Origin of the sequence: Bradyrhizobium sp. LA2.1 (assembly GCF_040547725.1) — a bacterium.
In the GTDB taxonomy this organism is placed as follows: Bacteria; Pseudomonadota; Alphaproteobacteria; order Rhizobiales; family Xanthobacteraceae; genus Bradyrhizobium; species Bradyrhizobium barranii.
In genome coordinates this window covers 207,225-229,224 of sequence record NZ_JBEPQI010000009.1, presented here as the reverse complement: position 1 = coordinate 229,224, position 22,000 = coordinate 207,225, and the positions used below count along the sequence as shown (strand labels likewise).

18 protein-coding genes and 1 pseudogene are annotated in these 22,000 nt (G+C 65.3%); 13 read left to right on the top strand and 6 right to left on the bottom strand.

Annotated features, from left to right (window positions below; translation table 11 throughout):
- Nucleotides 1-83: 83 nt before the first annotated feature.
- A complete protein-coding gene (leuB, locus tag ABIB95_RS19955; protein ID WP_231143761.1) occupies nucleotides 84-1,196 on the bottom strand; it encodes a 3-isopropylmalate dehydrogenase in 1,113 nt (370 codons plus the stop codon).
- Between the two features lie 131 nt (nucleotides 1,197-1,327).
- Between leuB and ABIB95_RS19950 the strand changes: the two genes are divergently transcribed.
- Entirely contained in the window at nucleotides 1,328-2,530 is a 1,203-nt protein-coding gene (locus ABIB95_RS19950) for a YbfB/YjiJ family MFS transporter (RefSeq protein WP_354241400.1), read from the top strand.
- A 137-nt stretch (nucleotides 2,531-2,667) separates the two neighbouring features.
- Here the strand turns inward: ABIB95_RS19950 and ABIB95_RS19945 are convergent, their stop codons facing one another.
- The 4 genes and pseudogenes from ABIB95_RS19945 to ABIB95_RS19930 all read right to left on the bottom strand — a co-directional run bounded on the left by ABIB95_RS19945 (nucleotide 2,668) and on the right by ABIB95_RS19930 (nucleotide 6,033).
- A complete protein-coding gene (locus ABIB95_RS19945; RefSeq protein ID WP_063980374.1) occupies nucleotides 2,668-3,450 on the bottom strand; it encodes a molybdopterin-binding protein in 783 nt (260 codons plus the stop codon).
- A 72-nt stretch (nucleotides 3,451-3,522) separates the two neighbouring features.
- The gene (locus ABIB95_RS19940) at nucleotides 3,523-4,152 is read right to left on the bottom strand and encodes a cytochrome b/b6 domain-containing protein (protein WP_354241398.1); all 630 of its coding nucleotides are present in this window, start codon (nucleotides 4,150-4,152) and stop codon (nucleotides 3,523-3,525) included.
- A gap of 183 nt (nucleotides 4,153-4,335) precedes the next feature.
- A complete protein-coding gene (locus ABIB95_RS19935) occupies nucleotides 4,336-4,890 on the bottom strand; it encodes a fasciclin domain-containing protein (protein WP_014490676.1) in 555 nt (184 codons plus the stop codon).
- A gap of 382 nt (nucleotides 4,891-5,272) precedes the next feature.
- Nucleotides 5,273-6,033 (bottom strand): annotated as a pseudogene (locus tag ABIB95_RS19930) (SDR family oxidoreductase).
- A 95-nt stretch (nucleotides 6,034-6,128) separates the two neighbouring features.
- Here ABIB95_RS19930 and ABIB95_RS19925 point away from each other — a divergent pair.
- Together ABIB95_RS19925 and ABIB95_RS19920 are read left to right on the top strand one after the other, a co-directional pair.
- Complete coding sequence (locus ABIB95_RS19925) at nucleotides 6,129-7,658, top strand: malonate--CoA ligase (protein WP_354241397.1); 1,530 nt, start codon at nucleotides 6,129-6,131, stop codon at nucleotides 7,656-7,658.
- A gap of 29 nt (nucleotides 7,659-7,687) precedes the next feature.
- Nucleotides 7,688-8,197: a hypothetical protein gene (locus ABIB95_RS19920; RefSeq protein ID WP_354241396.1), complete on the top strand. Its 510-nt coding sequence runs from the start codon at nucleotides 7,688-7,690 to the stop codon at nucleotides 8,195-8,197.
- Between the two features lie 109 nt (nucleotides 8,198-8,306).
- Here the strand turns inward: ABIB95_RS19920 and ABIB95_RS19915 are convergent, their stop codons facing one another.
- The gene (locus ABIB95_RS19915) at nucleotides 8,307-9,167 is read right to left on the bottom strand and encodes a sulfite exporter TauE/SafE family protein (protein ID WP_354241395.1); all 861 of its coding nucleotides are present in this window, start codon (nucleotides 9,165-9,167) and stop codon (nucleotides 8,307-8,309) included.
- A 508-nt stretch (nucleotides 9,168-9,675) separates the two neighbouring features.
- Here ABIB95_RS19915 and sdhC point away from each other — a divergent pair.
- From sdhC to ABIB95_RS19865, 10 genes are all read left to right on the top strand, one after another.
- Complete coding sequence (sdhC, locus tag ABIB95_RS19910) at nucleotides 9,676-10,074, top strand: succinate dehydrogenase, cytochrome b556 subunit (protein ID WP_028151914.1); 399 nt, start codon at nucleotides 9,676-9,678, stop codon at nucleotides 10,072-10,074.
- On the top strand, nucleotides 10,071-10,475 hold the full coding sequence (sdhD, locus tag ABIB95_RS19905) for a succinate dehydrogenase, hydrophobic membrane anchor protein (RefSeq protein ID WP_028151915.1): 405 nt from the start codon (nucleotides 10,071-10,073) through the stop codon (nucleotides 10,473-10,475). Before sdhC ends, sdhD begins: the two co-directional genes overlap by 4 nt.
- 3 nt (nucleotides 10,476-10,478) lie before the next feature.
- Nucleotides 10,479-12,314, top strand: coding sequence for a succinate dehydrogenase flavoprotein subunit (gene sdhA, locus ABIB95_RS19900; RefSeq protein WP_085402950.1), 1,836 nt, complete (start codon nucleotides 10,479-10,481; stop codon nucleotides 12,312-12,314).
- Nucleotides 12,315-12,758: 444 nt separating this feature from the next.
- The gene (locus tag ABIB95_RS19895; RefSeq protein ID WP_071908684.1) at nucleotides 12,759-13,541 is read left to right on the top strand and encodes a succinate dehydrogenase iron-sulfur subunit; all 783 of its coding nucleotides are present in this window, start codon (nucleotides 12,759-12,761) and stop codon (nucleotides 13,539-13,541) included.
- Between the two features lie 191 nt (nucleotides 13,542-13,732).
- A complete protein-coding gene (locus ABIB95_RS19890; RefSeq protein ID WP_354241393.1) occupies nucleotides 13,733-15,892 on the top strand; it encodes an ATP-binding protein in 2,160 nt (719 codons plus the stop codon).
- 52 nt (nucleotides 15,893-15,944) lie between these two features.
- Nucleotides 15,945-17,903 (top strand): ABC transporter ATP-binding protein/permease, encoded by a 1,959-nt coding sequence (locus ABIB95_RS19885; protein ID WP_354241391.1) that lies wholly within the window; start codon nucleotides 15,945-15,947, stop codon nucleotides 17,901-17,903.
- Between the two features lie 116 nt (nucleotides 17,904-18,019).
- The gene (locus ABIB95_RS19880) at nucleotides 18,020-18,844 is read left to right on the top strand and encodes an FkbM family methyltransferase (RefSeq protein ID WP_354241389.1); all 825 of its coding nucleotides are present in this window, start codon (nucleotides 18,020-18,022) and stop codon (nucleotides 18,842-18,844) included.
- 22 nt (nucleotides 18,845-18,866) lie between these two features.
- Entirely contained in the window at nucleotides 18,867-19,253 is a 387-nt protein-coding gene (locus tag ABIB95_RS19875) for a VOC family protein (protein WP_028158603.1), read from the top strand.
- A gap of 83 nt (nucleotides 19,254-19,336) precedes the next feature.
- Nucleotides 19,337-19,579, top strand: a complete 243-nt coding sequence (locus tag ABIB95_RS19870) for a hypothetical protein (protein WP_166105139.1) — start codon at nucleotides 19,337-19,339, stop codon at nucleotides 19,577-19,579.
- 186 nt (nucleotides 19,580-19,765) lie between these two features.
- Complete coding sequence (locus ABIB95_RS19865) at nucleotides 19,766-21,949, top strand: OmpA family protein (RefSeq protein WP_354241386.1); 2,184 nt, start codon at nucleotides 19,766-19,768, stop codon at nucleotides 21,947-21,949.
- Nucleotides 21,950-22,000: the final 51 nt, after the last annotated feature.

The window sequence follows — 22,000 nt, the reverse complement described above, 5'->3', positions numbered from 1 at the left end:
ACCGTGCCCACCATCTCGCGGCAATCGCGATCGAAATGGTGGGCACGATCGCTTTGCCCACCCTACGATTGCGGTGTTTGTGGCTACGCGTGCAGCTTCTGCAATTCCTTCAGGATCGCTTCGCCCATCTGCGTGGTCGAGGCGGCCGTGGTGCCTTCCGACTTGATGTCGGCGGTGCGCAGGCCGCTCGCCAGCACCGCGGCGATCGCGGCATCGACCTTGTCGGCGAGATCGCCCATATCGAAGGAATAGCGCAGCGCCATGCCGAAGGACGAGATCATCGCGATGGGGTTCGCGAGGCCTTGGCCTGCGATGTCAGGCGCCGAACCGTGCACGGGCTCGTACAGCGCCTTGCGCTTCTTGCTCTTCACATCGACCTCGCCGAGCGAGGCCGAGGGCAGCATACCGAGCGAACCGGTCAGCATTGCCGCGATGTCGGACAGCATGTCGCCGAACAGATTGTCGGTGACGATGACGTCGAACTGCTTCGGCGCCTTCACCAGCATCATGCCGCCGGAATCGGCGAGCTGGTGCTCGAGCGTCACGTCGGGATATTCGCGCTTGTGGACCGCCGTCATGACCTCATTCCAGAGCACGCCCGACTTCATGACGTTGCGCTTCTCCATCGACGTCACCTTGTTCTTGCGCTTCCTCGCAAGCTCGAAGGCGACGCGGCCGATGCGCTCGATCTCATAGGTGTCGTAGACCTGGGTATCGACGGCACGCTTCTGGCCGTTGCCGAGATCGGTGATGGTCTTGGGCTCGCCGAAATAGACGCCGCCGGTGAGCTCGCGCACGATGACGATGTCGAGACCCTCGACCGCCTCACGCTTCAGGCTGGAGGCATCGGCCAGCGCCGGATAGCAGACGGCGGGACGGAGGTTGGCGAACAGGGCGAGATCCTTGCGCAGGCGGAGCAGGCCGGCTTCGGGACGCACCTCGTAAGGAACGGCATCCCACTTCGGGCCGCCGACCGCGCCGAAGATGATGGCGTCGGCGGCCAGCGCCTTGGCCATGTCGCCCTCGGAGATCGACACCTTGTGGGCGTCGTAGGCGGAGCCGCCGACCAGGCCGGTATCGGTCTCGAATTTGGCGATCCCTGCCGAATTGAGCCAGTCGATCAGCCGCTTCACCTCGCCCATCACCTCGGGGCCGATACCGTCGCCGGGGAGCAGCAGCAATTTGTGGGTCGCCATGGTCGTTTCCTCTGAGATCGAATTCGGCCGGAGTGCTAGAGCGGCGTTGCGCGCTTGGCAAGACACCATTGCCGCCTCGCGGCTGTGCAAGGCCCGCGGGGCCTGCCACAGTGGGCGCGCCGGAGTATCCCTTGCGCGCCCCTGATCGTCCCCCGCCCGACGCACATCCCGCGCGGCTGATTCTGACCCTGTCGCTGGCAGCGACGGTCGGGCTCGGCATCGGCCGCTTTGCCTATGCGCTGGTGCTGCCCGATATGCGGGAGGACCTCGGCTGGTCCTACTCGGCGGCGGGTTTCATGAACACCATCAATGCCGTCGGCTACCTCGTGGGCGCGCTTGTCGCGTCCCGGCTGATCCAGCGCGTCGGCTGGTCGGCGGCGATCCGCGGCGGAACCCTCGCCTGCGTCGCAGCGCTCGCCACCTGCGCGCTGACCGGCAATTTCGTGGCGCTGAGCCTCGCACGCCTCGTGCTGGGCCTGGGGGCCGCGGCCGGCTTCGTCGCCGGCGGCGCGCTGGCCGCGGCCATCGCGCAGTCGCGCCCGGAACGGGCCAATTTCCTGCTCAGCCTGTTCTATGCCGGGCCCGGCATCGGGATTCTCGCCTCGGGGCTGATCGCCCCGTTCACGCTGCAATATTTCGGGCCGGGCTCGTGGTGGCTGGTGTGGTGGGCGCTGACGCTGCTGTCCGTCGTGATGACCGTGCCGCTGTTCCTGATCCGCATCGAGAGCGGGGTGCGCTTCTCGGAAGGCAGCCACGCCGCCTTCGCGATTCTGCCAGTACTGATCTATCTCGCCGGCTACTTCCTGTTCGGCGCCGGCTACATCGCCTACATGACCTTCATGATCGCGTATGTGCGCGACGGCGGCGGCGGCGCCGCGGCGCAGGCCGCGTTCTGGAGCCTGATCGGCCTCAGCGCCTTCGTCACACCCTGGGTCTGGCGCGGCGTGCTGGCGCTCGACCGCGGCGGACTTGCCACCGCCATCATCCTCGGCACCAACGCGCTCGGCGCGGCCTTGCCGATGCTGGGGCATTCGCCGGCGTGGCTCGCGGTCTCGGCGGTGGTGTTCGGCGTCGCCTTCTTCGCCGTGGTCGGCTCGACCACGGCCTTCGTCCGCTTCAACTACCCGCCGGAGGCGTGGCCCACCGCGATCGCGGCGATGACCATCTCGTTCGGCGTCGGCCAGACGCTGGGGCCGATCGTGGTCGGCGCGATCACGGATGCGTTGGGGAGTCTGAGTTACGCATTGAATGTGTCGGCGGCGCTGCTGGCGTTGGGGGCGGTGGCCGCATTGTGCCAGCGCAAGGTGGGGCCGGCCAAAGAACCGGTGCCGTAGGGTGGGCAAAGGCGCAAAGCGCCGTGCCCACCATGACCGTTGTCGCGGATACAGCATCGGTGGGCACGCTTCCGCCTTCGCTCTTCGAGCTATGGCGGACAAGTCGCTTTGCCCACCCTACGGCAGCGGGGCTGGCGTCAGCTCCCGCTGAACGAATTGTACCCCTGGTCTTCCCAGTAGCCGCCCTTGTAGTCGTTGGTGACTTCCATCGAGACCACGTATTTCGGGTTCTTGAAGCCGAGTTTTGTCGGCACGCGGATCTTCATCGGGAAACCGTAGGCGCGCGGCAATATCTCGTTCGCGTATTTGAACGTCATCTGGGTCTGCGGATGCAGCGCGCTGCGCATGTCGAGCGGCGAGTTGTAGCCGTCCTTGTCGGCGCACTGGAACCAGACATACTTTGCGCGCGTGTCGGCGCCGATCAGCTTGAGGAAATCGCGGAGCGGCGTGCCGGTCCAGCTTCCGATCGCGCTCCAGCCCTCGACACAGATGTGGCGGGTGATCTGCGTGACCTGCGGCAGCTTGTAGAGCTCGTCCAGCGTCCAGGACTTCTTGTTGTCGACCAGACCGCGCACCTCGAGCTTCCAGTCGGCGCCGTCGACGTCGGGCGCGTCGTCGAGATCGTAATAGGCGTTGAACGGGAACGGTTTCGTAATCGCGCTCTCGGGGAAGGTCGGCGCCAGCGCGTCGGGATTGAACATCCACGCCTGCACGGCGTCGTTGAACTTCGAGACCTTCGCGAGCAGGGTATCGGCCGACGAGGAATCGACGACGTCGCAGCCGGTGAGCAGCGTCAGCGCGCCGAGGCTGGCGCCGCCGGCGATGAAGCGGCGGCGGGTGAAGTCCGGCATGGACTTGATGGAGTCCTTGATCAAGAGCCGCTTGTCGACGCCGGGGATGAGGAATGAGCGCTTGGCCATAACGGGTCTCACATATTTATCTTGAACATGATCTTGTCGGAAAACCGGTTCCCACTTTTCCGGATCATGCTCTCAGCGACCAATGATCATCGCGCGCAGGCTCTTCGGCACCAGCAGCGCGAGCAAGACGTGAATGACGAGGAAGGCGCAGATCGCGGCCATGCAGAAGAAATGGACATAGCGCGCGGTCGGATAGTCGCCGAACAGCATCACGAGATAATAGAGCTGCACGGGCTTCCACATCGACAGGCCCGACAGCACGATCAGCACGCCGACCACGATGATGCCGGCATAGAGCACGCGCTGCACGTAATTGTAGACGGTGAGATCGTCGTGGCCGAGCTTGAAGGTCAGGGCAGCCCTGACGTCGTGGAGCACGCCGGATGGCGTGATCGGCAGCAGCTTCTTGCGGAAGCGGCCGGTGGCGAAGCCGGTGACGAGATAGGCGAGGCCGTTGACCATCAGCAGCCACATCGCCGCAAAGTGCCAGAGCAGGCCGCCGCCGAGCCAGCCGCCAAGCGTATATTCGCGCGGAAAGCTGAAGCCGAACAGCGGCGAGGCGTTGTAGATCTGCCAGCCCGACAGGATCATCAGGATCATGGCGACCGCGTTGGTCCAGTGCATGACGCGGACCCAGGCCGGCTGGATCACTTTGGCGGGGGTGGCGCTGACCTGCTCGTCGCTGACTGTGAGGCTCGACATGATGGTTCCGTCCTGAAGGTCGTCTGACACCGAATATACGCCGATACTTCCGCTTTCGTTACGCCCCCGCACGACGGCGAATCGAGTCTGCGGGCGACCTTGGTCACAATAAAGCGAGCCGGGTGCCCCCGGCTCGCCGTTTCGTCGCATCCTGCGTGCGGGATGAAACAGGGGTGGGCGGTGTTACGTCGCCGGCATCAGCACGGTATCGACCACATGGATCACGCCGTTCGACTGGTTGACGTTGGAGATCGTCACCATCGAGGTGCCGCCCTTGGCATCCACGATCCAGACCTTGCCGTCCTGCTTCTTCACGGTCAGTTCCTCGCCTTCGGCAGTCTTCATCTTCTTGCCGTCGGTGAGGTCGGAGGCCTCGAGCTTGCCGGGCACGACATGGTAGGTGAGGATCTTGGTCAAGGTCGCCTTGTTCTCGGGCTTGACCAGGTTGTCGACGGTGCCGGCCGGCAGCTTGCCGAAGGCGGCGTTGGTGGGCGCGAACACCGTGAACGGGCCCTTGCTTTCCAGCGTCGGCACCAGGCCGGCCGCCTTCACCGCCGCGACCAGCGTGGTGTGATCCTTGGAGTTGACGGCGTTCTGGACGATGTTCTTGGACGGGAACATCGCGGCGCCACCGACCATGACGGTCTTCTCCTCGGCGCGAACAGGCGCGACGACGGTCGCGGTGATGGCCAGGGCGCTGAAGGCGGCGGCAGCGAGATAGGCAATACGCTTCGACATGGAGAATCTCCCGATTGAATTGTGACCGGCAATTGCCGGCATTTGCGTTGGGGCAACAACGGCGCCTGCGACAGTTTGACGTGAAGCAGTAGCGCGTCGTTGGACCGAACTACGGGAGGGTTCGCGATGGGGTTTCGGGAAATAATTTATCGTGATGCGTGAAACTAAGCGGGGGAGTGTCCGTGTGCATCCATACCGTCATTGCGAGGAGCGAAGCGACGAAGCAATCCAGAGTCTTTCCGCGGAGAGGTCCTGGATTGCTTCGCTGCGCTCGCAATGACGGGGTGTAGCCCGGATGGAGCGAAGCGTAATCCGGGGTTGTCGCGTTCGTATCGACTTGCCCCGGATTGCGCTTCGCTCCATCCGGGCTACGGGCCGACAATCAATCCCTGTTGTTCGGCGTCTGGATAAATCCGCGATTATGCGTCGGGCTGATCAGGAGCTCGTTGATGCAGACGCGCGGCGGCATCGATGCGATGAACGCGATGGTGCGGCCGAGATCTTCGGATTGCAGCATCTTGGCCTGCTCTTCCTCGCTCGGCACCACCGGGCGCAGCTTCAGGATCGGGGTCGCCACTTCGCCAGGCATCAGACAGCAGGCGCGCAAGCCATTGACGCATTCGTCCATGTTGAAGGAATGAGTCAGCGCCAGCACCGCATGCTTGGTGGTGGTGTAGGCCGGGCCCGGCATCTTCGAGACGTGGCGGCCGGCCCAGGACGAGACGTTGATGATCGAACCATCCTGCTGCTTGCGCATCGTGGGCAACACCGCGCGCTGCAATACAGCACGCCGTTGAGGTTGACCTGGACGAGCTTGTCCCAGCCCTCCAGTTCCATGTCCTTCCAGCTCCGCTTGGGGACATTGATACCGGCATTGTTCACGAGCAGGTCGATGCGGCCGTGCTTCGCGACGATTTGATCGGCCGCCTTCTGGGCTTCGGCGGCGTTGGACACATCGAGCGCAATGGCCTCGGCCGCCCCGCCTGCCTTGGCAATCTTGGCAACCACGGTATCCAGGGCGTCCTTGCGGCGGCCCGAGACCACGACTATCCAGCCGTCGGCCGCGAGCGCCTCGGCGCCGGCCTCCCCGATCCCGCTGCCGCCGCCCGTCACCCAGGCCACGCGTTTCCCGTTTTTGGTCATGCAAACTGTCTCCGTTGCTTCATTGGGGCGGTTTTTGCTAATCCAGCCCTCGGTTTTGACCGGCCTTGTTTGCCTTGCGGTCGAGGAAATCTTGCATGAACCAAGCTGCCAACGCCAACCTGTTTTCCCGCCTGTTCGACGGTCTGGACGACCCCAAACGCCTCGCGGTCGAGACGCAGGACGGCGGCCGTATCAGCTATGGCGATCTGATCGCGCGGGCCGGGCAGATGGCGAACGTGCTGGTCGCGCGCGGCGTGAAGCCCGGCGACCGCGTCGCGGTGCAGGTGGAGAAATCGGTCGCCAATATCGTGCTGTATCTCGCCACCGTGCGGGCCGGCGCGGTCTATTTGCCGCTGAACACGGCCTATACGCTGAACGAGCTCGACTACTTCATCGGCGATGCCGAGCCGTCGCTGGTGGTCTGCGATCCCTCCAAGGCGGAGGGCCTCGCCCCGATCGCCGCCAAGGTGAAGGCCAAGGTCGAGACGCTCGGGCCCGACGGCAAGGGCTCGCTGACCGAGGCCGCCGACAAGGCCAGCAGCGAATTCGCGACCGTCTCACGGGCAAACGACGATCTCGCCGCCATCCTCTACACCTCGGGCACCACCGGCCGCTCCAAGGGCGCGATGCTGACGCACGACAATCTCGCGTCGAACTCGCTCTCGCTCGTCGGCTACTGGCGCTTCACCGACAAGGACGTGCTGATCCACGCGCTGCCGATCTACCATACGCACGGCCTGTTCGTGGCGACCAACGTGACGCTGTTTTCGCGCGCGTCGATGATCTTCCTGCCGAAGCTCGACCCGGACCTGATCATCAAGCTGATGGCGCGCGCCACGGTGCTGATGGGCGTGCCGACCTTCTACACACGGCTGCTCCAGAACTCCGCGCTGTCGCGCGAGACCACAAAGCACATGCGGCTGTTCATCTCGGGCTCCGCGCCGCTGCTCGCCGAAACCCATCGCGAATGGTCGGCGCGCACGGGCCATGCGGTGCTCGAGCGCTACGGCATGACCGAGACCAACATGAACACGTCGAACCCGTATGACGGCGAGCGCGTGCCCGGCGCGGTCGGCTTTCCCCTCCCCGGCGTCTCCGTGCGCGTGACCGAGCCCGAGACGGGCAAGGAGCTGCCGCGCGACGAAATCGGCATGATCGAGGTGAAGGGCCCGAACGTGTTCAAGGGATACTGGCGCATGCCGGAGAAGACCAAGTCGGAATTCCGGCCCGACGGCTTCTTCATCACCGGCGACCTCGGCAAGATCGACGACAAGGGCTACGTCCACATTCTCGGCCGCGGCAAGGATCTCGTGATCTCCGGCGGCTTCAACGTCTACCCCAAGGAAATCGAGAGTGAGCTCGACGCCATGCCGGGCGTGGTCGAATCCGCCGTGATCGGCGTGCCGCATGCCGATTTCGGCGAAGGCGTCACGGCGGTTCTGGTCTGCAACAAGGGCGCCGACGTCACTGAGGCCGCGGTGCTGAAGGCGCTCGACGGCCGGCTGGCAAAGTTCAAGATGCCCAAGCGCGTGTTCGTCGTGGACGAACTGCCGCGGAATACGATGGGCAAGGTGCAGAAGAACGTGCTGCGCGATACGTACAAGGATATTTACGCGAAGAAATAGAGAGCTCAATCGCTCCGGGGGTGGGGGACATGAACCGAGAGCAAGCTAAAAAGATACACAAGCACCTGCTTGATGCCGCAGCAGCATTCCGGCGAGCTGAGGCCGCGATCGTCGATGTTGGCGACGACGGCAGAAAGCTGTTTGCAGAACCGCTTATAACGGCGGTTTTCCATTTGCAGTTCAAGCTTCTGCGACTGATCTACAAAAGATATCCGGACCTTGAGCCACCAGGCCCGCCTCCCACAATCGACAGCACGCTCCGATGGGAGAATGTTTTTCTTCCATCGTCTGTGCTGGAGACTGATTTGGATCGCATCATTTTCTCTGTCATGAAGCCACGATGGCAGAAGGTCGCGATGGTTCTGTACTGCGCGGTTGAGAAGGTCGAAAAGGAAGAAGCGCTAGCGGCTCCTGTCGACTTTGAGGTCTTTGCGGCCCGCATTCAGGCGTTGATCGAGGCCGATCTTCTGGAAGCGCAAGGCAATCTTCAAATGTGGGGCCGCAGCGAAGTGAGATTGAAGGACCGATCCGTCAACTAGCACGCAATCCGTAGGGTGGGTTAGCCGAAGGCGTAACCCACCACTTTAGTCTCCGCGATGCGAGAAGTGGTGGGTTACGCTGCGCTAACCCACCCTACGATGCCAGCGCTTACTGCCCGCCCACCAAGCTCATCACGAACCGGCTGCCGACGATAAAGAGATAACACCCGAACGCGACCTCGAGCGTTCGCTTCGACATCGCGTGCGCGGCTCTCACGCCGAGCGGCGCTGTCACGAGGCTCATCGGCATCACCAGCACGGCGCCGATCAGCGAGACGTAACCGAGCGCGAACGGCACTTGCAGCGCTGCGACGGCCGGATAGGTCGCAGCCGCCGGCCAGCCGGCATAGATGTAGCCGAGCGCGCCGGGGATCGAGATCAGGACCGCGAGTGCCGACGAGGTCGCCACTGCCTGGTGGATGGGCCGGCCGTAGAACGTCATCAGCAGGTTCGAGAACAGGCCGCCGCCGATGCCCATCAGCGTCGAGAGGATACCGACGCAGAAGCCGTAGACGCGCATCAGCGGCCCTTTGGGCAGGTCGTCGCCGAACTTCCAGCCCTCGCGCGCGAAGATGAGACGCGCCGACGCGGAATAGGCGACGCAGACGAACACGATCTTGAACAGCTTCTCCGGCGCGTAACGCGCGATGACGCTGCCGGCGACGACGCCGATCACGATCGGCAGCCACCACACGCGCAGGATCGACATGTCGACGGCGCCGCGCTTGTAGTGCGCCTGGAACGAACGGATCGACGTCGGAATGATCACCGCGAGCGAGGTGCCGATGCAGAGCGGCATGCGCACTTCGAGCGGCACGCCGGCGATGCGGAAGCATTCGTAAAACACCGGCACGAGAATCGCGCCGCCGCCAATGCCGAACACGCCGGCCAAGAATCCCGAGAGCGCGCCGGTTGCGATCAGCAACAGCGCGAGCTCGACGACCTCCTTGATATCAAGACCTGCAATCACCCCTGACCTGCCCCGGCGACTGGTCGCAGCTTCTCCGAAACACGCGTTCGGAAAGCTGCGTGCGGAGCTTTAGGCGATCTGATTCTCGCGGTCGACACGCCACGTCTTGCGGCTGGGGTGGAATGCAAGGTGCGCATATCCGGACAGGGGTCAAACCGGGCCGGGGCGGGAGCGGATTGGTGCCGTCCGAATGGCGTTAGCGGCCCAAAAGACCGCCCCCGAGCAGGTTTGGACGGCATGGTCCGTTTAGAGGCGTTCCAATAGCAATTTCAACGCGCATCGGTCCCTTCAGAACAAATGAATCTTTATTCTGTTTTTCGTTGGCGGACAGAAGTGCTGGTATACCAAGCCACTGATTGGCCTTGCATCATCAACGCTCTAGAGCTGAACCGCGGTTCGATTTATGGCGATTTGGCGATTGCGCAGGCGAAATCGACTCCGTAAATAGAGCCGACCTTTCGCGATCCCCGCGTGCCCCCTGCTGGGCCGCAATAAACATCAAAAGCCCATGACCGCACGGATCGAACGACCGCTTTCCCCCCACATGCAAGTCTACCGCTGGACGCTGACGATGGCGCTGTCCATTGTCCATCGCGCCACCGGTATCGCGCTCTACGTCGGAACCCTGCTGCTGGCCTGGTGGCTGATCGCGGCGGCTTCCGGCCCCGCCGCCTATTCCCACGTCCAGGCCTTCACCGGCAGCATCATCGGCCGGCTGATCGTGTTCGGCTACACTTGGGCGCTGATGCACCATATGCTGAGCGGTATCCGGCACTTCGTGTGGGACCTCGGCTACGGCTTCAAGCCCAACGAGCGCGAGGCCCTGACCTGGGGCGCGCTGATCGGCGGCATCGTGCTCACGGTCCTGATCTGGATCATCGCCTATGCGATCGGAGGCGGACGATGAGCGCGACCGATACGCCCAAGCGCAGCATGCGCACCCCGCTCGGCCGCGTCCGCAATCTCGGCGCGGCGCATTCGGGTACGTCCGATTTCTGGCGCCAGCGCATCACCGCCGTCGCCATGACGCTGCTGATGATCCCGGTGCTCGTGATCATCATGATGCTGCTCGGCCGCAATCAGGCCGGCGCCGCGCAGATCCTCGGCTCGCTGCCGATCGCGGTGATCCTGCTGCTCTTCATCGCCGCCAGCGCCTGGCACATGAAGATCGGCATGCAGGTCGTGATCGAGGACTACGTCCATAACGAGAAGCTGAAGCTCATCTCGATCATGCTCAACAATTTCTTCTCGATCGCCGTCGCGCTCGCCTCGACCTACGCGATCCTCAAGCTTTCATCCGGAGTGTAACCCATGGCCACAGCGACGAATGGCAAGGGCAACGGCGCTCCCGCCACCAACGGCAAAGCCTATCCGATCGAAGACCACACCTATGACGTCGTCGTGGTCGGCGCCGGCGGCGCGGGCCTGCGCGCCGTGGTCGGCTGCAGTGAAGCTGGTCTGCGCACCGCCTGCATCACCAAGGTGTTTCCGACCCGCTCGCACACGGTTGCGGCCCAGGGCGGCATCTCGGCCTCACTCGGCAACATGCACAAGGACGATTGGCGCTGGCACATGTACGACACCGTGAAGGGGTCGGACTGGCTGGGTGACCAGGACGCGATCGAGTACATGGTGCGCAACGCGCCCGAGGCCGTCTACGAGCTCGAGCATTGGGGCGTGCCGTTCTCGCGCACCGAGGACGGCAAGATCTACCAGCGCCCGTTCGGCGGCATGACCATGGACTACGGCAAGGGCCAGGCGCAGCGCACCTGCGCCGCCGCCGACCGCACCGGCCACGCCATGCTGCACACGATGTATGGCCAGTCGCTGCGTCACGCGGCCGAGTTCTTCATCGAGTTCTTCGCCATCGACCTGATCATGGACGACCAGGGCACCTGTCGCGGCGTCATCGCGCTCAAGTTGGATGACGGCACGCTGCACCGCTTCCGCGCCCAGACCGTGATTCTCGCGACTGGCGGCTACGGCCGCGCCTACGCCTCCTGCACCTCGGCACACACCTGCACCGGCGACGGCGGCGGCATGGTGCTGCGCGCCGGCCTGCCGATGCAGGACATGGAGTTCGTGCAGTTCCACCCGACCGGCATTTACGGCTCGGGCTGTCTCGTCACCGAAGGCGCGCGCGGCGAAGGCGGCTATCTCGTCAATTCCGAGGGCGAGCGCTTCATGGAGCGCTATGCGCCGTCCGCGAAGGACCTCGCCTCGCGCGACGTCGTCTCGCGCGCGATGACCATCGAGATCCGCGAAGGCCGCGGCGTCGGTAAGAAGAAGGACCACATCTTCCTGCATCTCGACCATCTCGATCCCGCGGTGCTGGCCGAGCGCCTGCCGGGCATCTCCGAATCCGCAAAAATCTTCGCCAATGTCGACGTGACGCGCGAGCCGATCCCGATCGTGCCGACCGTGCACTACAACATGGGCGGCATCCCCACGAACTATCATGGCGAAGTGCTGACCAAGCGGGACGGCGACGACAACGCCGTCATCCCAGGCCTGATGGCGATCGGCGAAGCGGCTTGCGTCTCCGTGCACGGCGCCAACCGCCTTGGCTCCAACTCGCTGATCGACCTCGTGGTGTTCGGCCGCGCCGCCGCTTTGCGTCTTGCCGAAAAGCTCACGCCCAACGCCAAGCAGCCGGAGCTGCCGGCGAACTCGTCCGAGCTCGCGCTCGGCCGCCTCGACCATTACCGCTACGCCTCCGGCGGCACGCCGACCGCGAAGCTGCGCGAAGGCATGCAGCACGTGATGCAGAACAATTGCGCGGTGTTCCGCACCGGCGACATCCTGAGCGAAGGCCAGAACCTGATCGAGAAGGTCCACAGCGGCATCACCGACATCGCCGTGTCCGACCGCTCGCTGGTGTGGAATTCCGACCTGATCGAGACGCTCGAGTTCGACAATCTGATCTCGCAGGCAGTGGTGACGATGGACTCCGCCGCCAACCGCACCGAGAGCCGCGGCGCGCATGCCCGCGAGGACTTCTCCGCGCGCGACGACAAGAACTGGATGAAGCACACGCTGGCCTGGCTCGACGACAAGGGCAAGGTCAAGATCGAGTATCGCCCCGTTCACGACTACACCATGACCAACGACGTGCAGTACATTCCGCCCAAGGCGCGCGTGTACTGAGCGATGCGACGCGCGGCGTTCCTGTTGATCGCAGCGAGCGCCGCTTTAAGCGGCGCGGTCCGGGGAGAACCAGGCAAGCTGACAGACGAGTTTCTCGGCTGTTGGCAGATCAGAAGCGCGGAGACGCGATCGCAAAGGGACCTTTGCTTCGGGAAGCATGGCAAGGCGTACGCGGGTTGGATGGGCTCTGAGGAAGGAATGTATACCGGCGGTACCTACAAGACCGATCGGAATGTGTTGGTGGTGTCCGGGACGGATGGTCACGGAGGGCCACCAAGTGACGTTGTGAGTCGCTGCAAGTTCGCGCTGATCTTCAAAGGCAACGAGCTTATCTTGCGCGATTGTGCCTTCGAGGGCGATTGGAGGCGGGTATGTCGAACGTTGCAACCAACCGAAGATGGCAGTCTCGCCTGTCTTCGAAATCCAGCTAACTAAGGGCGTCTCATGGTTGAATTCGCACTTCCGAAGAACTCCAAGATCACCGGCGGCAAGACCTGGCCGAAGCCCGCGGGCGCGACCGAGACCCGCGAGTTCAAGGTCTATCGCTGGAATCCGGACGACGGCAAAAATCCAAGCGTCGACACCTATTACGTCGACACCCATGATTGCGGTCCGATGGTGCTGGACGGCCTGATCTGGATCAAGAACAACATCGACCCGTCGCTGACCTTCCGCCGCTCCTGCCGTGAAGGCGTCTGCGGCTCCTGCGCGATGAACATCGACGGCCAGAACACGCTGGCCTGCACCCGTTCGATGCACGACGTGAAGGACGGCGCGGTCAAGATCAATCCGCTGCCGCACCAGCCTGTCGTGAAGGACCTCGTTCCCGACCTCACCAATTTCTATGCGCAGTATGCCTCCGTCGAGCCGTGGCTGAAGACGACCTCGCCGACGCCGCAGAAGGAGTGGCGCCAGAGCCACGAGGATCGCGAGAAGCTCGACGGTCTCTACGAGTGCATCCTCTGCGCCTGCTGCTCGACCTCGTGCCCGAGCTATTGGTGGAACAGCGACCGCTATCTCGGCCCCGCCGCCCTGCTCCAGGCCAATCGCTGGGTGTCCGACTCCCGCGACGAGGCGACCGGCGAGCGCCTCGACAATCTCGAGGACCCGTTCCGCCTCTACCGCTGCCATACCATCATGAACTGCGCCAAGGCCTGCCCGAAGGGTCTCAACCCGGCCGAAGCCATCGCCGAGCTCAAGCTCAAGATGGTCGAGCGCCAGATCTAAGCCTCATTCATGCTACGGCCCCCCGGCCGCGACGGCCGGGGCATTCTATGATCAACCTCAGTTTGAGTAGAATTTGCCATAGCCCGCACCACGCGCGAACGCCCGGAATACAACCTCCGGTTCCATCGACAAGCCACTTCCTTCCCAGCGGGAATTTCAAGTAAGCTCTCCGGTCAGGGACCGGAGCGACTGTGCAGGGTGCGCAACGCAACTCGCTGAGACTGTTGCAGTGGATGATGGCGGCATCCCTGGCGCTGCCGATTGCACTGTTCGTCTTCACCTCCACGATCTCCTACACATCGACAAAGGACATCGCCGACCGCGAGATCGAGCGCACGCTCGATGTCGCCCATGAGCACGCGCTCAAGGTGTTCGAGACCATCGACCGCAGCTTGGCCGAGCTCAACGAGGTCGTGCGCGGCCTCCCCGACGAGGTCATCCGCTCGCGCGAACCGGCGCTGCACCGCCGCCTGAAACGGCTGACCGATGCGCTGCCGCAACTCAAATCGGCCTGGATCTTCGACGCGAACGGGAAATCGCTGGTCAACAGTCTCGCCTCGCCACCGCAGGATCTGAGTTTTGCGGACCGCGATTACTTCTACGCCCATGTCGACCAGAACATTGGCACGTTCGTCGGCGCGGCCCTGACGCCGCGTCCGCCCTATCAGGGAGCACGCTTCTTCGGCATGAGCCGGCGCCGCGAAGCCGACGATGGCAGCTTCATCGGCGTCATCCAGGCCTCCGTCCTGCCGGAATATTTCGAGAGCTTTTATGCCAGGATCGGCTCTGATCGCGGCAGCTTCTTCGCCATGGGACGCACGGACGGCGTGGTGCTCACTCATTTTCCCCGGCTCGACCGCGACTTCCGGCTCGATCCGACCGGACCGGTCGGGCAGCAGATCGCCGCTCACCCCGAGCACGGCCTCATCACCATCGCCTGGCCCTCGGACGGAATCGAGCGGCGCGTCGGCTACAGGCGCGTCGCCGAATATCCGATCTATGTCAGCGCCGGGCTCGAGACCTCGGCGATCCGCGCGCGCTGGCTCGCCACCATGGGCCAGCATCTGGTGTTCGGCATTCCCGCCACGGCGCTGCTGTTTCTGCTGCTTGCGCTCGCGTTCCGGCGCACCCAGCATCTCCACGCCGAGGCCACGGCGCGACGCGAGGCCGAGGAGGCGCTCAAGCACAGCCAGCGGCTGGAAGCGCTCGGCCAGCTCACCGGTGGTGTCGCGCACGACTTCAACAATCTCCTCACCGTGATCCGCGCCTCGGTCGACCTGTTGAACCGGCCGCAGCTGAGCGAGGAGCGGCGGCAGCGCTACATCAATGCCATTGCGGACGCGGTCGCGCGCGCCGCCAAGCTGACCTCGCAGCTGCTGGCGTTCGCGCGGCGCCAGACCCTGAAACCGGAAGTGTTCGACGTCGGGGAGCGGATGCAGTCGCTGCACGACATGCTCGCCACGCTGCTCGGGCCGGCGATCGAGATCGGAAACCGACTGCCGACCGAGCCCTGCCTCGTCAAGGCCGATGCCGGCCAGTTCGAGACGGCTCTGATCAACATGGCGACCAATGCGCGCGACGCCATGCAAGGCAAAGGCAGGATCACCTTCACCGTGCAGGCGGCGGCGACCATACCCGATACATTGGTGCACGTTTCGGGCAGCCATGATCTTGCAGGCGGCGATGGCTTCGTCAGTGTCGCCGTCAGCGACACCGGCATCGGCATTCCCGCCGCACGATTGGGCCGCATCTTCGAGCCGTTCTTCACCACCAAGCAGGTCGGCCAGGGCACCGGTCTCGGCCTGTCGCAGGTGTTCGGCTTCGCCCGGCAATCCGGCGGCGAGGTGACCGTCGAGAGCGAGGTCGGCCAGGGCAGCACCTTCTCACTCTATCTGCCGCGTGTGCCGGCAGACCTGCTGCCGCAGCGGCAGGCGCCCAACACCGCACCGGCAGTGGCCGGCAGCGGCATGTCGGTGCTGTTGGTCGAGGACAATATCGAGCTCGCCAATTTCGCGGCCGACGGCCTCACCGAGCTCGGTTACAGCATCACTTTGGTGGACAACGCCACCGACGCGCTCGCCGAGCTCACCGTGGACGCAGAGCGCTTCGACGTTGTGTTCTCCGACGTGGTGATGCCCGGGATGACCGGGCTCGATCTGGCGCAGGCGATCCGCGATCGCGGCATCCGCGTGCCGATCGTGCTGACCACGGGCTACAGTCAGGCCCTCTCACAAGACGGCGCCGCCGCCGGCTTCGATCTCGTGCAAAAGCCCTATTCGATCGAGGAATTGTCGCGCGTTCTCCATCGGGCCGCGAGGCTCCGGCCGGTCCGCGACGGCGCGGCCGAGTGAGGCTGGCGCGGAACCAACGGGAACCGATTGATTTGGTTCGCGTTATCCGCTCATGCACAAGCCGGCCGCAAAGCGCGAACAGGGCAGGAAGCCCCCCGTTGTCGAAATCAAGGGCGAGAACGGCGACGAGGTCACGCCGCCGCCGCCGGAGGTTATTGAGCCCGATCCCGCACTCTCGCCCGAAGAAGCCGAACAGGCCCGCAAGGACTATCTGCTGACGCGCTTCTGGATCAGCGCACGCGGCTTCTGGGGCCGCAACGGCGACCGGCTGGCGTGGCTCTACTCGATCGGCCTTGTCGTGCTGATCGTCCTCACCGTCGGCTTTCAATACGGCATCAACGTCTGGAATCGCGCGATCTTCGACGCCATCGAGAAGCGCGAGGCGAGCACCGTCTTCCATCTCACGGCGGTGTTCTTCCCGCTCGCGATCGGCAGCATCGTGCTCGGCGTGGCGCAGGTGTTCGCGCGGATGGGCATTCAGCGCCGCTGGCGCGCCTGGCTCACCGCAAGCGTGCTGACGCGCTGGCTGGCCAACGGGCGCTATTATCAGCTCAACCTGGTCGGCGGCGATCACAAGAACCCGGAATACCGCATCGCCGAGGATCTGCGCATCGCGACCGATTCCCCGGTCGATTTCCTCGCCGGCGTGACATCGGCGCTGTTGTCGGCGGTCACGTTCATCATCGTGCTCTGGACCATCGGCGGCGCGCTCACGGTCACGCTCGGCGGCTCCGCCATCACCATCCCCGGCTTCCTCGTCATCGCCGCGATCCTTTACGCCGCGATCGCCTCGGGTTCGATCCTGGTGATCGGCCGGCGCTTCGTGCAGGTCTCCGAGGACAAGAACCAGGCGGAGGCGGATTTCCGCTACACGCTGACGCGCGTGCGCGAGAACGGCGAGAGCATCGCGCTGCTCGGCGGCGAGGAGGAGGAGCGCGGCGGCATCGACCGCAATTTCACCAACGTGCTGCGGCAGTGGGCGCGTTTGGCCGGCCAGCACATGCGCACAACGCTGGTCTCGCAGGGCTCGAGCCTCGTTGCGCCCGTGGTCCCTCTCCTGCTCTGCGCGCCAAAATTCCTCGACGGCAGCATGACGCTCGGACAGGTGATGCAGGCGGCATCCGCCTTCACCATCGTGCAGAGCGCGTTCGGCTGGCTGGTCGATAATTATCCGCGGCTCGCCGACTGGAACGCCTGCGCGCGTCGCATCGCCTCGCTGATGATGTCGCTCGACGGCCTCGAGCGCGCCGAGCAGGGCGACGGCCTCGGCCGCATCAAGCGCGGCGAGACCGGCAACGAGGCCATGCTGGAGATGAAGGATCTCTCCGTCACGCTCGACGACGGCACGGCCGTGGTCGGCGAGACCGAAGTGGTGATCGAGCCGGGCGAGCGCCTGCTGGTCGCCGGTGAATCCGGCACCGGCAAGAGCACGCTGGTGCGCGCCATCGCAGGACTCTGGCCATGGGGCGGCGGCAGCGTCAATTTCCATCCCGACCGGCGCCTGTTCATGCTGCCGCAGCGGCCTTACGTGCCGTCCGGCAGCCTGCGCCGCGCCGTCGCCTATCCCGGCGCCGAGGACGACTGGACCGTGGAGGAGATCGGCGAGGCCCTGCACAAGGTCGGCCTCGACCACCTCAAGGAGAAGATCGAGGAAGAGGGGCCGTGGGACCAGACGCTGTCAGGCGGCGAGAAGCAGCGCCTCGCCTTCGCTCGGCTGCTGCTGCACAATCCCGACATCGTCGTGCTCGATGAAGCCACCTCCGCGCTCGACGAGAAAAGCCAGGACAAGATGATGCAGATGGTCACCGACGAGTTGCCGAAGGCGACCATCGTCAGTGTCGCCCATCGCGTCGAGCTGGAAGCCTTCCACAGCCGCAAGATCGTGCTGGAACGCCGGAAGGGCGGCGCCAAGCTCGTCAGCGATATCGACCTGATCCCGCGCAAGGGCAAGCGCAAGCTGCTCGGGCGATTCCTGAGGCAGCGCAAGGCCGCGCCAAAAAAGGCGGCGTGACACGCTGTCGTCCCGGGGCGCGCGAAGCGCGAGCCCGGGACGACACTTGTGATGGAGCGTTGGAGTCCTCATCAAAACCGGCTATGCATGCGCCGCTTGCAACGAGGATCGCCTGCTTGACGCCCGACAACGCCCCTTCATCCGCGCCGTTTGGCGCGTTTGCGCCGAACGCGGCGCAGGCTGCGATCATCCGCCTTGCGCAACAGTCGGGGCTGAAGCGCGGTGCGTTCCGCCCGTGGATGTCGCGGCTGGTCAACCTGGTGCGCGGCGGGCCGATCGATGTGCAGTACCAGGGCGCCTCGTTCCGCTTCTATCACCAGGGCAGCGCGACCGAGCGCGGTGCGCTGTTCAATCCCGATTACAATCTCGACGAGCTCGACTTCCTGCGCCGGCACACCCCGGCAGGCGGCGTGTTCGTCGACGTCGGCGCCAATGTCGGCACCTTTGCCCTGGTGATGGCGCAGCAGGTCGGCACCAATGGCAAGGTGGTCGCGATCGAACCGCATCCGATGACGTTTGGACGGCTTTCGTTCAATCACGCCGCGTCGAAGACGACGCAGGTGCGCCTGGTGCAGGCTGCCGCCGGTGACAGCGACGGTGAGCTCATGATCGAGAGCGGCGGCGGCAATCTCGGCGCTACGCACGTCGTCACCGGCACGGCCAGCGCGGAGGCCATCAAGGTGCCGTCGCTGCGGCTGACACGCATTCTGGACGAGGCCGGCGTCGGCCAAGTCGATTCGCTCAAGATCGACGTCGAGGGGTTTGAGGACCGCGTGCTGATCGGCTTCTTCCGCGACGCGCCGCAATCGCTGTGGCCGCGCGCGGTGGTGATCGAGCATCTGTCACAAAACGAATGGCAGCAGGATTGTATCGCTGACATGGTCGCGCGCGGCTTTGCGATCGCGCGCAAGACACGGAGCAATACGTTCCTGTCGCGCTAACCGTGAGCAAGGGAGATTTGCGATGATCGACCATTTGGGTTTTTCGGTCTCCGACTATGAGCGCGCGAAAGCGTTCTACGCCAAGGCGCTGGCACCGCTCGATTACAGCCTGATCATGGAGGTAACGGCGGAGCAGACCGGCCACGCCGCAGCCGCCGGCTTCGGCGCCAACGGCAAGCCGGACCTCTGGTTCGGTGCGGAAGGCGCGATGAACAAGCCGGTGCATATCGCGATTCTCGCCAAGGATCGCGCCACGGTCGATGCCTTCTACAAGGCAGCGATTGCCGCCGGCGGCCGCGACAACGGCGCGCCCGGCATCCGCCCGCATTATCATGCGAACTATTACGGCGCGTTCGTGCTCGACCCTGACGGACACAACATCGAGGCCGTCTGCCACGCACCGGAATAGCGCGCGTTCAGGCACGACACGACAAGGAACATCGGCGCGGCATCATCGTTGTCATTCTCCAGACAACTGACCTCGATGATGTGATGCCGATCGAACCGCCCGAGATTCCACCGTCGACGCCCGGCACGCCCACCGAGCCGCCGCCTGGAATTCCGCCGGGCAATCCGCAGCCTGAAATCGCGCCGCCGGTGCGCGAACCCGGCGAATCACCACGGCCCGACGAATTGCCGGGCCACGTGCCGGAAGAGATTCCATCGCGCGGACCGAACGGACCGCTCACGCCGAATCCCGCGACAGATGCAAGTTCGCTGCGCGATCACATGTGAGGCGAAGCATCACATGTGAGGCAATTGCAACCTGCGTCTGAATGCGCAATGAACGTCACCATAGTGAGGTGATTTGCGTGCAGAAATAAATCGGCCCGCGACCTCTTCGCCCGCCACATTCCGGCCTAACGCGTAGCTGTTCATCCCGACACTTCGTCAAAGAACCTTCCGGGGAAGTTCACCATCATGACCAACCTTCGTTTCGTGCTGCTTGCAACGACGGCTCTGACCGCGATGCAATTCGCAAGCTCCGCATCGCATGCGCAAAGCGCGCCGCCGCTCGTGGTCGCGCAAGCGCAGACACAACCACCAGAGACCGACAAATCGAAGCAGCCTCCGAAGGAAGCACCGAAGGGACCGCCGCCTGGCGCACGTCCTGCCGCACCACCTCCTCCGGCCGCGGCACCGCCCGCAGCTCCTGCGCGCCCCACGGCGCCGCCGCCCGCGGCTGCACCTCCGCATCCTCCCGCTCCGCCGCCGCCGGCCGCCGCGCCGTCGCGCCCGACTCCACCACCGCCTCCTCCGCCTGCGGCACGTCCGGCACCTCCGCCTCCGCCACCACCCCCACCGCCGGCAGCTCCCAAGCAGCCGTCGCCGCCTCCGGCTGCGGCACCCCAGCAGCATGCGCCTGCGCCAACTCCGCCGCCCCCGGCCGCGCAGCCGCACACGCCGACGCCGCCTCCCGCCGCAGCTCCGCCTGCCGCGCGTCCCGCTCCGACTCCGCCGGCAGCAGCAACGCCGCCCGCAGCAGCACCCGCACGTCCGGCGCCGGCACCTGCGGCTACGCCGTCGCCTTCACCGGCCGCGCCTGCGGCCCGCCCTGGCGCGGCTGCACCGACCGCCACGCCTGCACCGACCGCCACGCCTGCTCCGACGGCGACACCTGCGCCGACCGCAACGCCGGCACCGGGCGCCACGCCCGGCGCACCGCCGGCCGGTCGCCCCGGTGTACCGCCGGCCGGCGGACGTCCCGGCACGCCTCCGGCTGCAGGATCTCCGTCGCCGGCTCCCGGTGCCGCGCCCGCTCCAACGGCCACGCCGGCCCCCGGTGGCGCTCCGACGCCGCTGCCCGGCCGTCCCGGCGCAGGACCGACGCCCGCCCCCGGCACAGCCCCGGCGACGACGCCGACCCCTGGTCAACAGGGTGGAACGCCTCCTGCTGGCGCGCCCGCAGCTGGAACTCCGGCTGCGCCGCCCCAGGCCGGCGGCCTCCCGCCGCGGCCCGCGGCGCCCGCCGGTGCCGCTGCGCCGAGCACAGTCCCGGGCTCGGCGGCCGCAACGCCGCCGCCCAACCGGGCGCAATTCGCTCCGCCGACGGTTACGCCTGCCTTCCAGGCAAGGCCGACAATCGTGGCACCGCTGCCGCCTCCGCCGCGCCCGCCCCAGCGTGACCTGACACCGCTCGCGATCGGTGCGGGCGTGGTGGCCGGCGTCGTGATCGGCGCCACCATCGCCGACCTCCACAACCAGCGACGCGAGGCCATCGAAGGCGGCCGCACCGTCTACACCGAACCGGATCGCATCATCATCCGCGATCCGGGCGGGCAGGCCTACGTCCGCGGCAACGACCTCTATCGCTTCCGCTATGGCGCCCGCGACATCCGCACCGACACCGTCGGCGGCGAGACCCGCACGGTCGTGATCCGTCCTGATGGCAGCGAGGTCATCACTGTGGTCGGTCCCGACGGTTCGCTGCTGCGGCGAATCCGCAGGGACCCCGGCGGGCGCGAGATCATCATCATCGACAACAGCTACCGCGATCCGCGGTCGGTCGGCGGCTTCTATGTCGATGCGCCGCCGCCGGTCGTGAACATTCCCTACGATCGCTACATCGTCGACGCCGAGGAAGCGTCGCCGGACGTGATCTACCAGACCATGGAGGCACCGCCGGTACAACGGATCGATCGGCGTTACACGCTCGACGAGATCCGCTACAGCCCCAATGTTCGCATGCAGATGCCGAGCATCGACGTCAACACGATCACCTTCGAGACGGGCTCGTGGACCATCCCGCCGGACCAGGCGGCCCGGCTGCAGGGGATCGCCGACGGTCTCAACCGTGCGATCCAGCGCAACCCGCGTGCGGTGTTCCTGATCGAGGGACACACCGACGCGGTCGGCAACGAGGTCGACAATCTGTCATTGTCGGATCGCCGTGCGCAGTCCGCGGCCGAATTGCTGACCCAGCAGTTCGGGGTGCCCGCCGAGAACCTGACCTCGCAGGGCTATGGCGAGCAGTATCTGAAGGAGCAGACGCAAGGACCGAGCCTGATCAACCGGCGCGTCACCGTCCGCAACATCACGCCGCTGCTCAACGGTGGCCAGGCCTCGCTGCCGCCGCCCCCGCCCGGCACCGCGCCGCCGCGCTGAGGCGAAGCACAAATGCAAAATGGCCGGGAGCAATCCCGGCCATTTTTGTTT

What these genes read in the sequence shown, in the direction of transcription:
- leuB (WP_231143761.1), bottom strand. Translation starts at nt 1,196, where the DNA reads ATGGCGACCCACAAATTGCTGCTGCTCCCCGGCGACGGTATCGGCCCC.
- ABIB95_RS19945 (WP_063980374.1), bottom strand. Translation starts at nt 3,450, where the DNA reads ATGGCCAAGCGCTCATTCCTCATCCCCGGCGTCGACAAGCGGCTCTTG.
- ABIB95_RS19940 (WP_354241398.1), bottom strand. Translation starts at nt 4,152, where the DNA reads ATGTCGAGCCTCACAGTCAGCGACGAGCAGGTCAGCGCCACCCCCGCC.
- ABIB95_RS19935 (WP_014490676.1), bottom strand. Translation starts at nt 4,890, where the DNA reads ATGTCGAAGCGTATTGCCTATCTCGCTGCCGCCGCCTTCAGCGCCCTG.
- ABIB95_RS19925 (WP_354241397.1), top strand. Translation starts at nt 6,129, where the DNA reads ATGAACCAAGCTGCCAACGCCAACCTGTTTTCCCGCCTGTTCGACGGT.
- ABIB95_RS19920 (WP_354241396.1), top strand. Translation starts at nt 7,688, where the DNA reads ATGAACCGAGAGCAAGCTAAAAAGATACACAAGCACCTGCTTGATGCC.
- sdhC (WP_028151914.1), top strand. Translation starts at nt 9,676, where the DNA reads ATGACCGCACGGATCGAACGACCGCTTTCCCCCCACATGCAAGTCTAC.
- sdhD (WP_028151915.1), top strand. Translation starts at nt 10,071, where the DNA reads ATGAGCGCGACCGATACGCCCAAGCGCAGCATGCGCACCCCGCTCGGC.
- sdhA (WP_085402950.1), top strand. Translation starts at nt 10,479, where the DNA reads ATGGCCACAGCGACGAATGGCAAGGGCAACGGCGCTCCCGCCACCAAC.
- ABIB95_RS19895 (WP_071908684.1), top strand. Translation starts at nt 12,759, where the DNA reads ATGGTTGAATTCGCACTTCCGAAGAACTCCAAGATCACCGGCGGCAAG.
- ABIB95_RS19885 (WP_354241391.1), top strand. Translation starts at nt 15,945, where the DNA reads ATGCACAAGCCGGCCGCAAAGCGCGAACAGGGCAGGAAGCCCCCCGTT.
- ABIB95_RS19875 (WP_028158603.1), top strand. Translation starts at nt 18,867, where the DNA reads ATGATCGACCATTTGGGTTTTTCGGTCTCCGACTATGAGCGCGCGAAA.
- ABIB95_RS19870 (WP_166105139.1), top strand. Translation starts at nt 19,337, where the DNA reads ATGCCGATCGAACCGCCCGAGATTCCACCGTCGACGCCCGGCACGCCC.
- ABIB95_RS19865 (WP_354241386.1), top strand. Translation starts at nt 19,766, where the DNA reads ATGACCAACCTTCGTTTCGTGCTGCTTGCAACGACGGCTCTGACCGCG.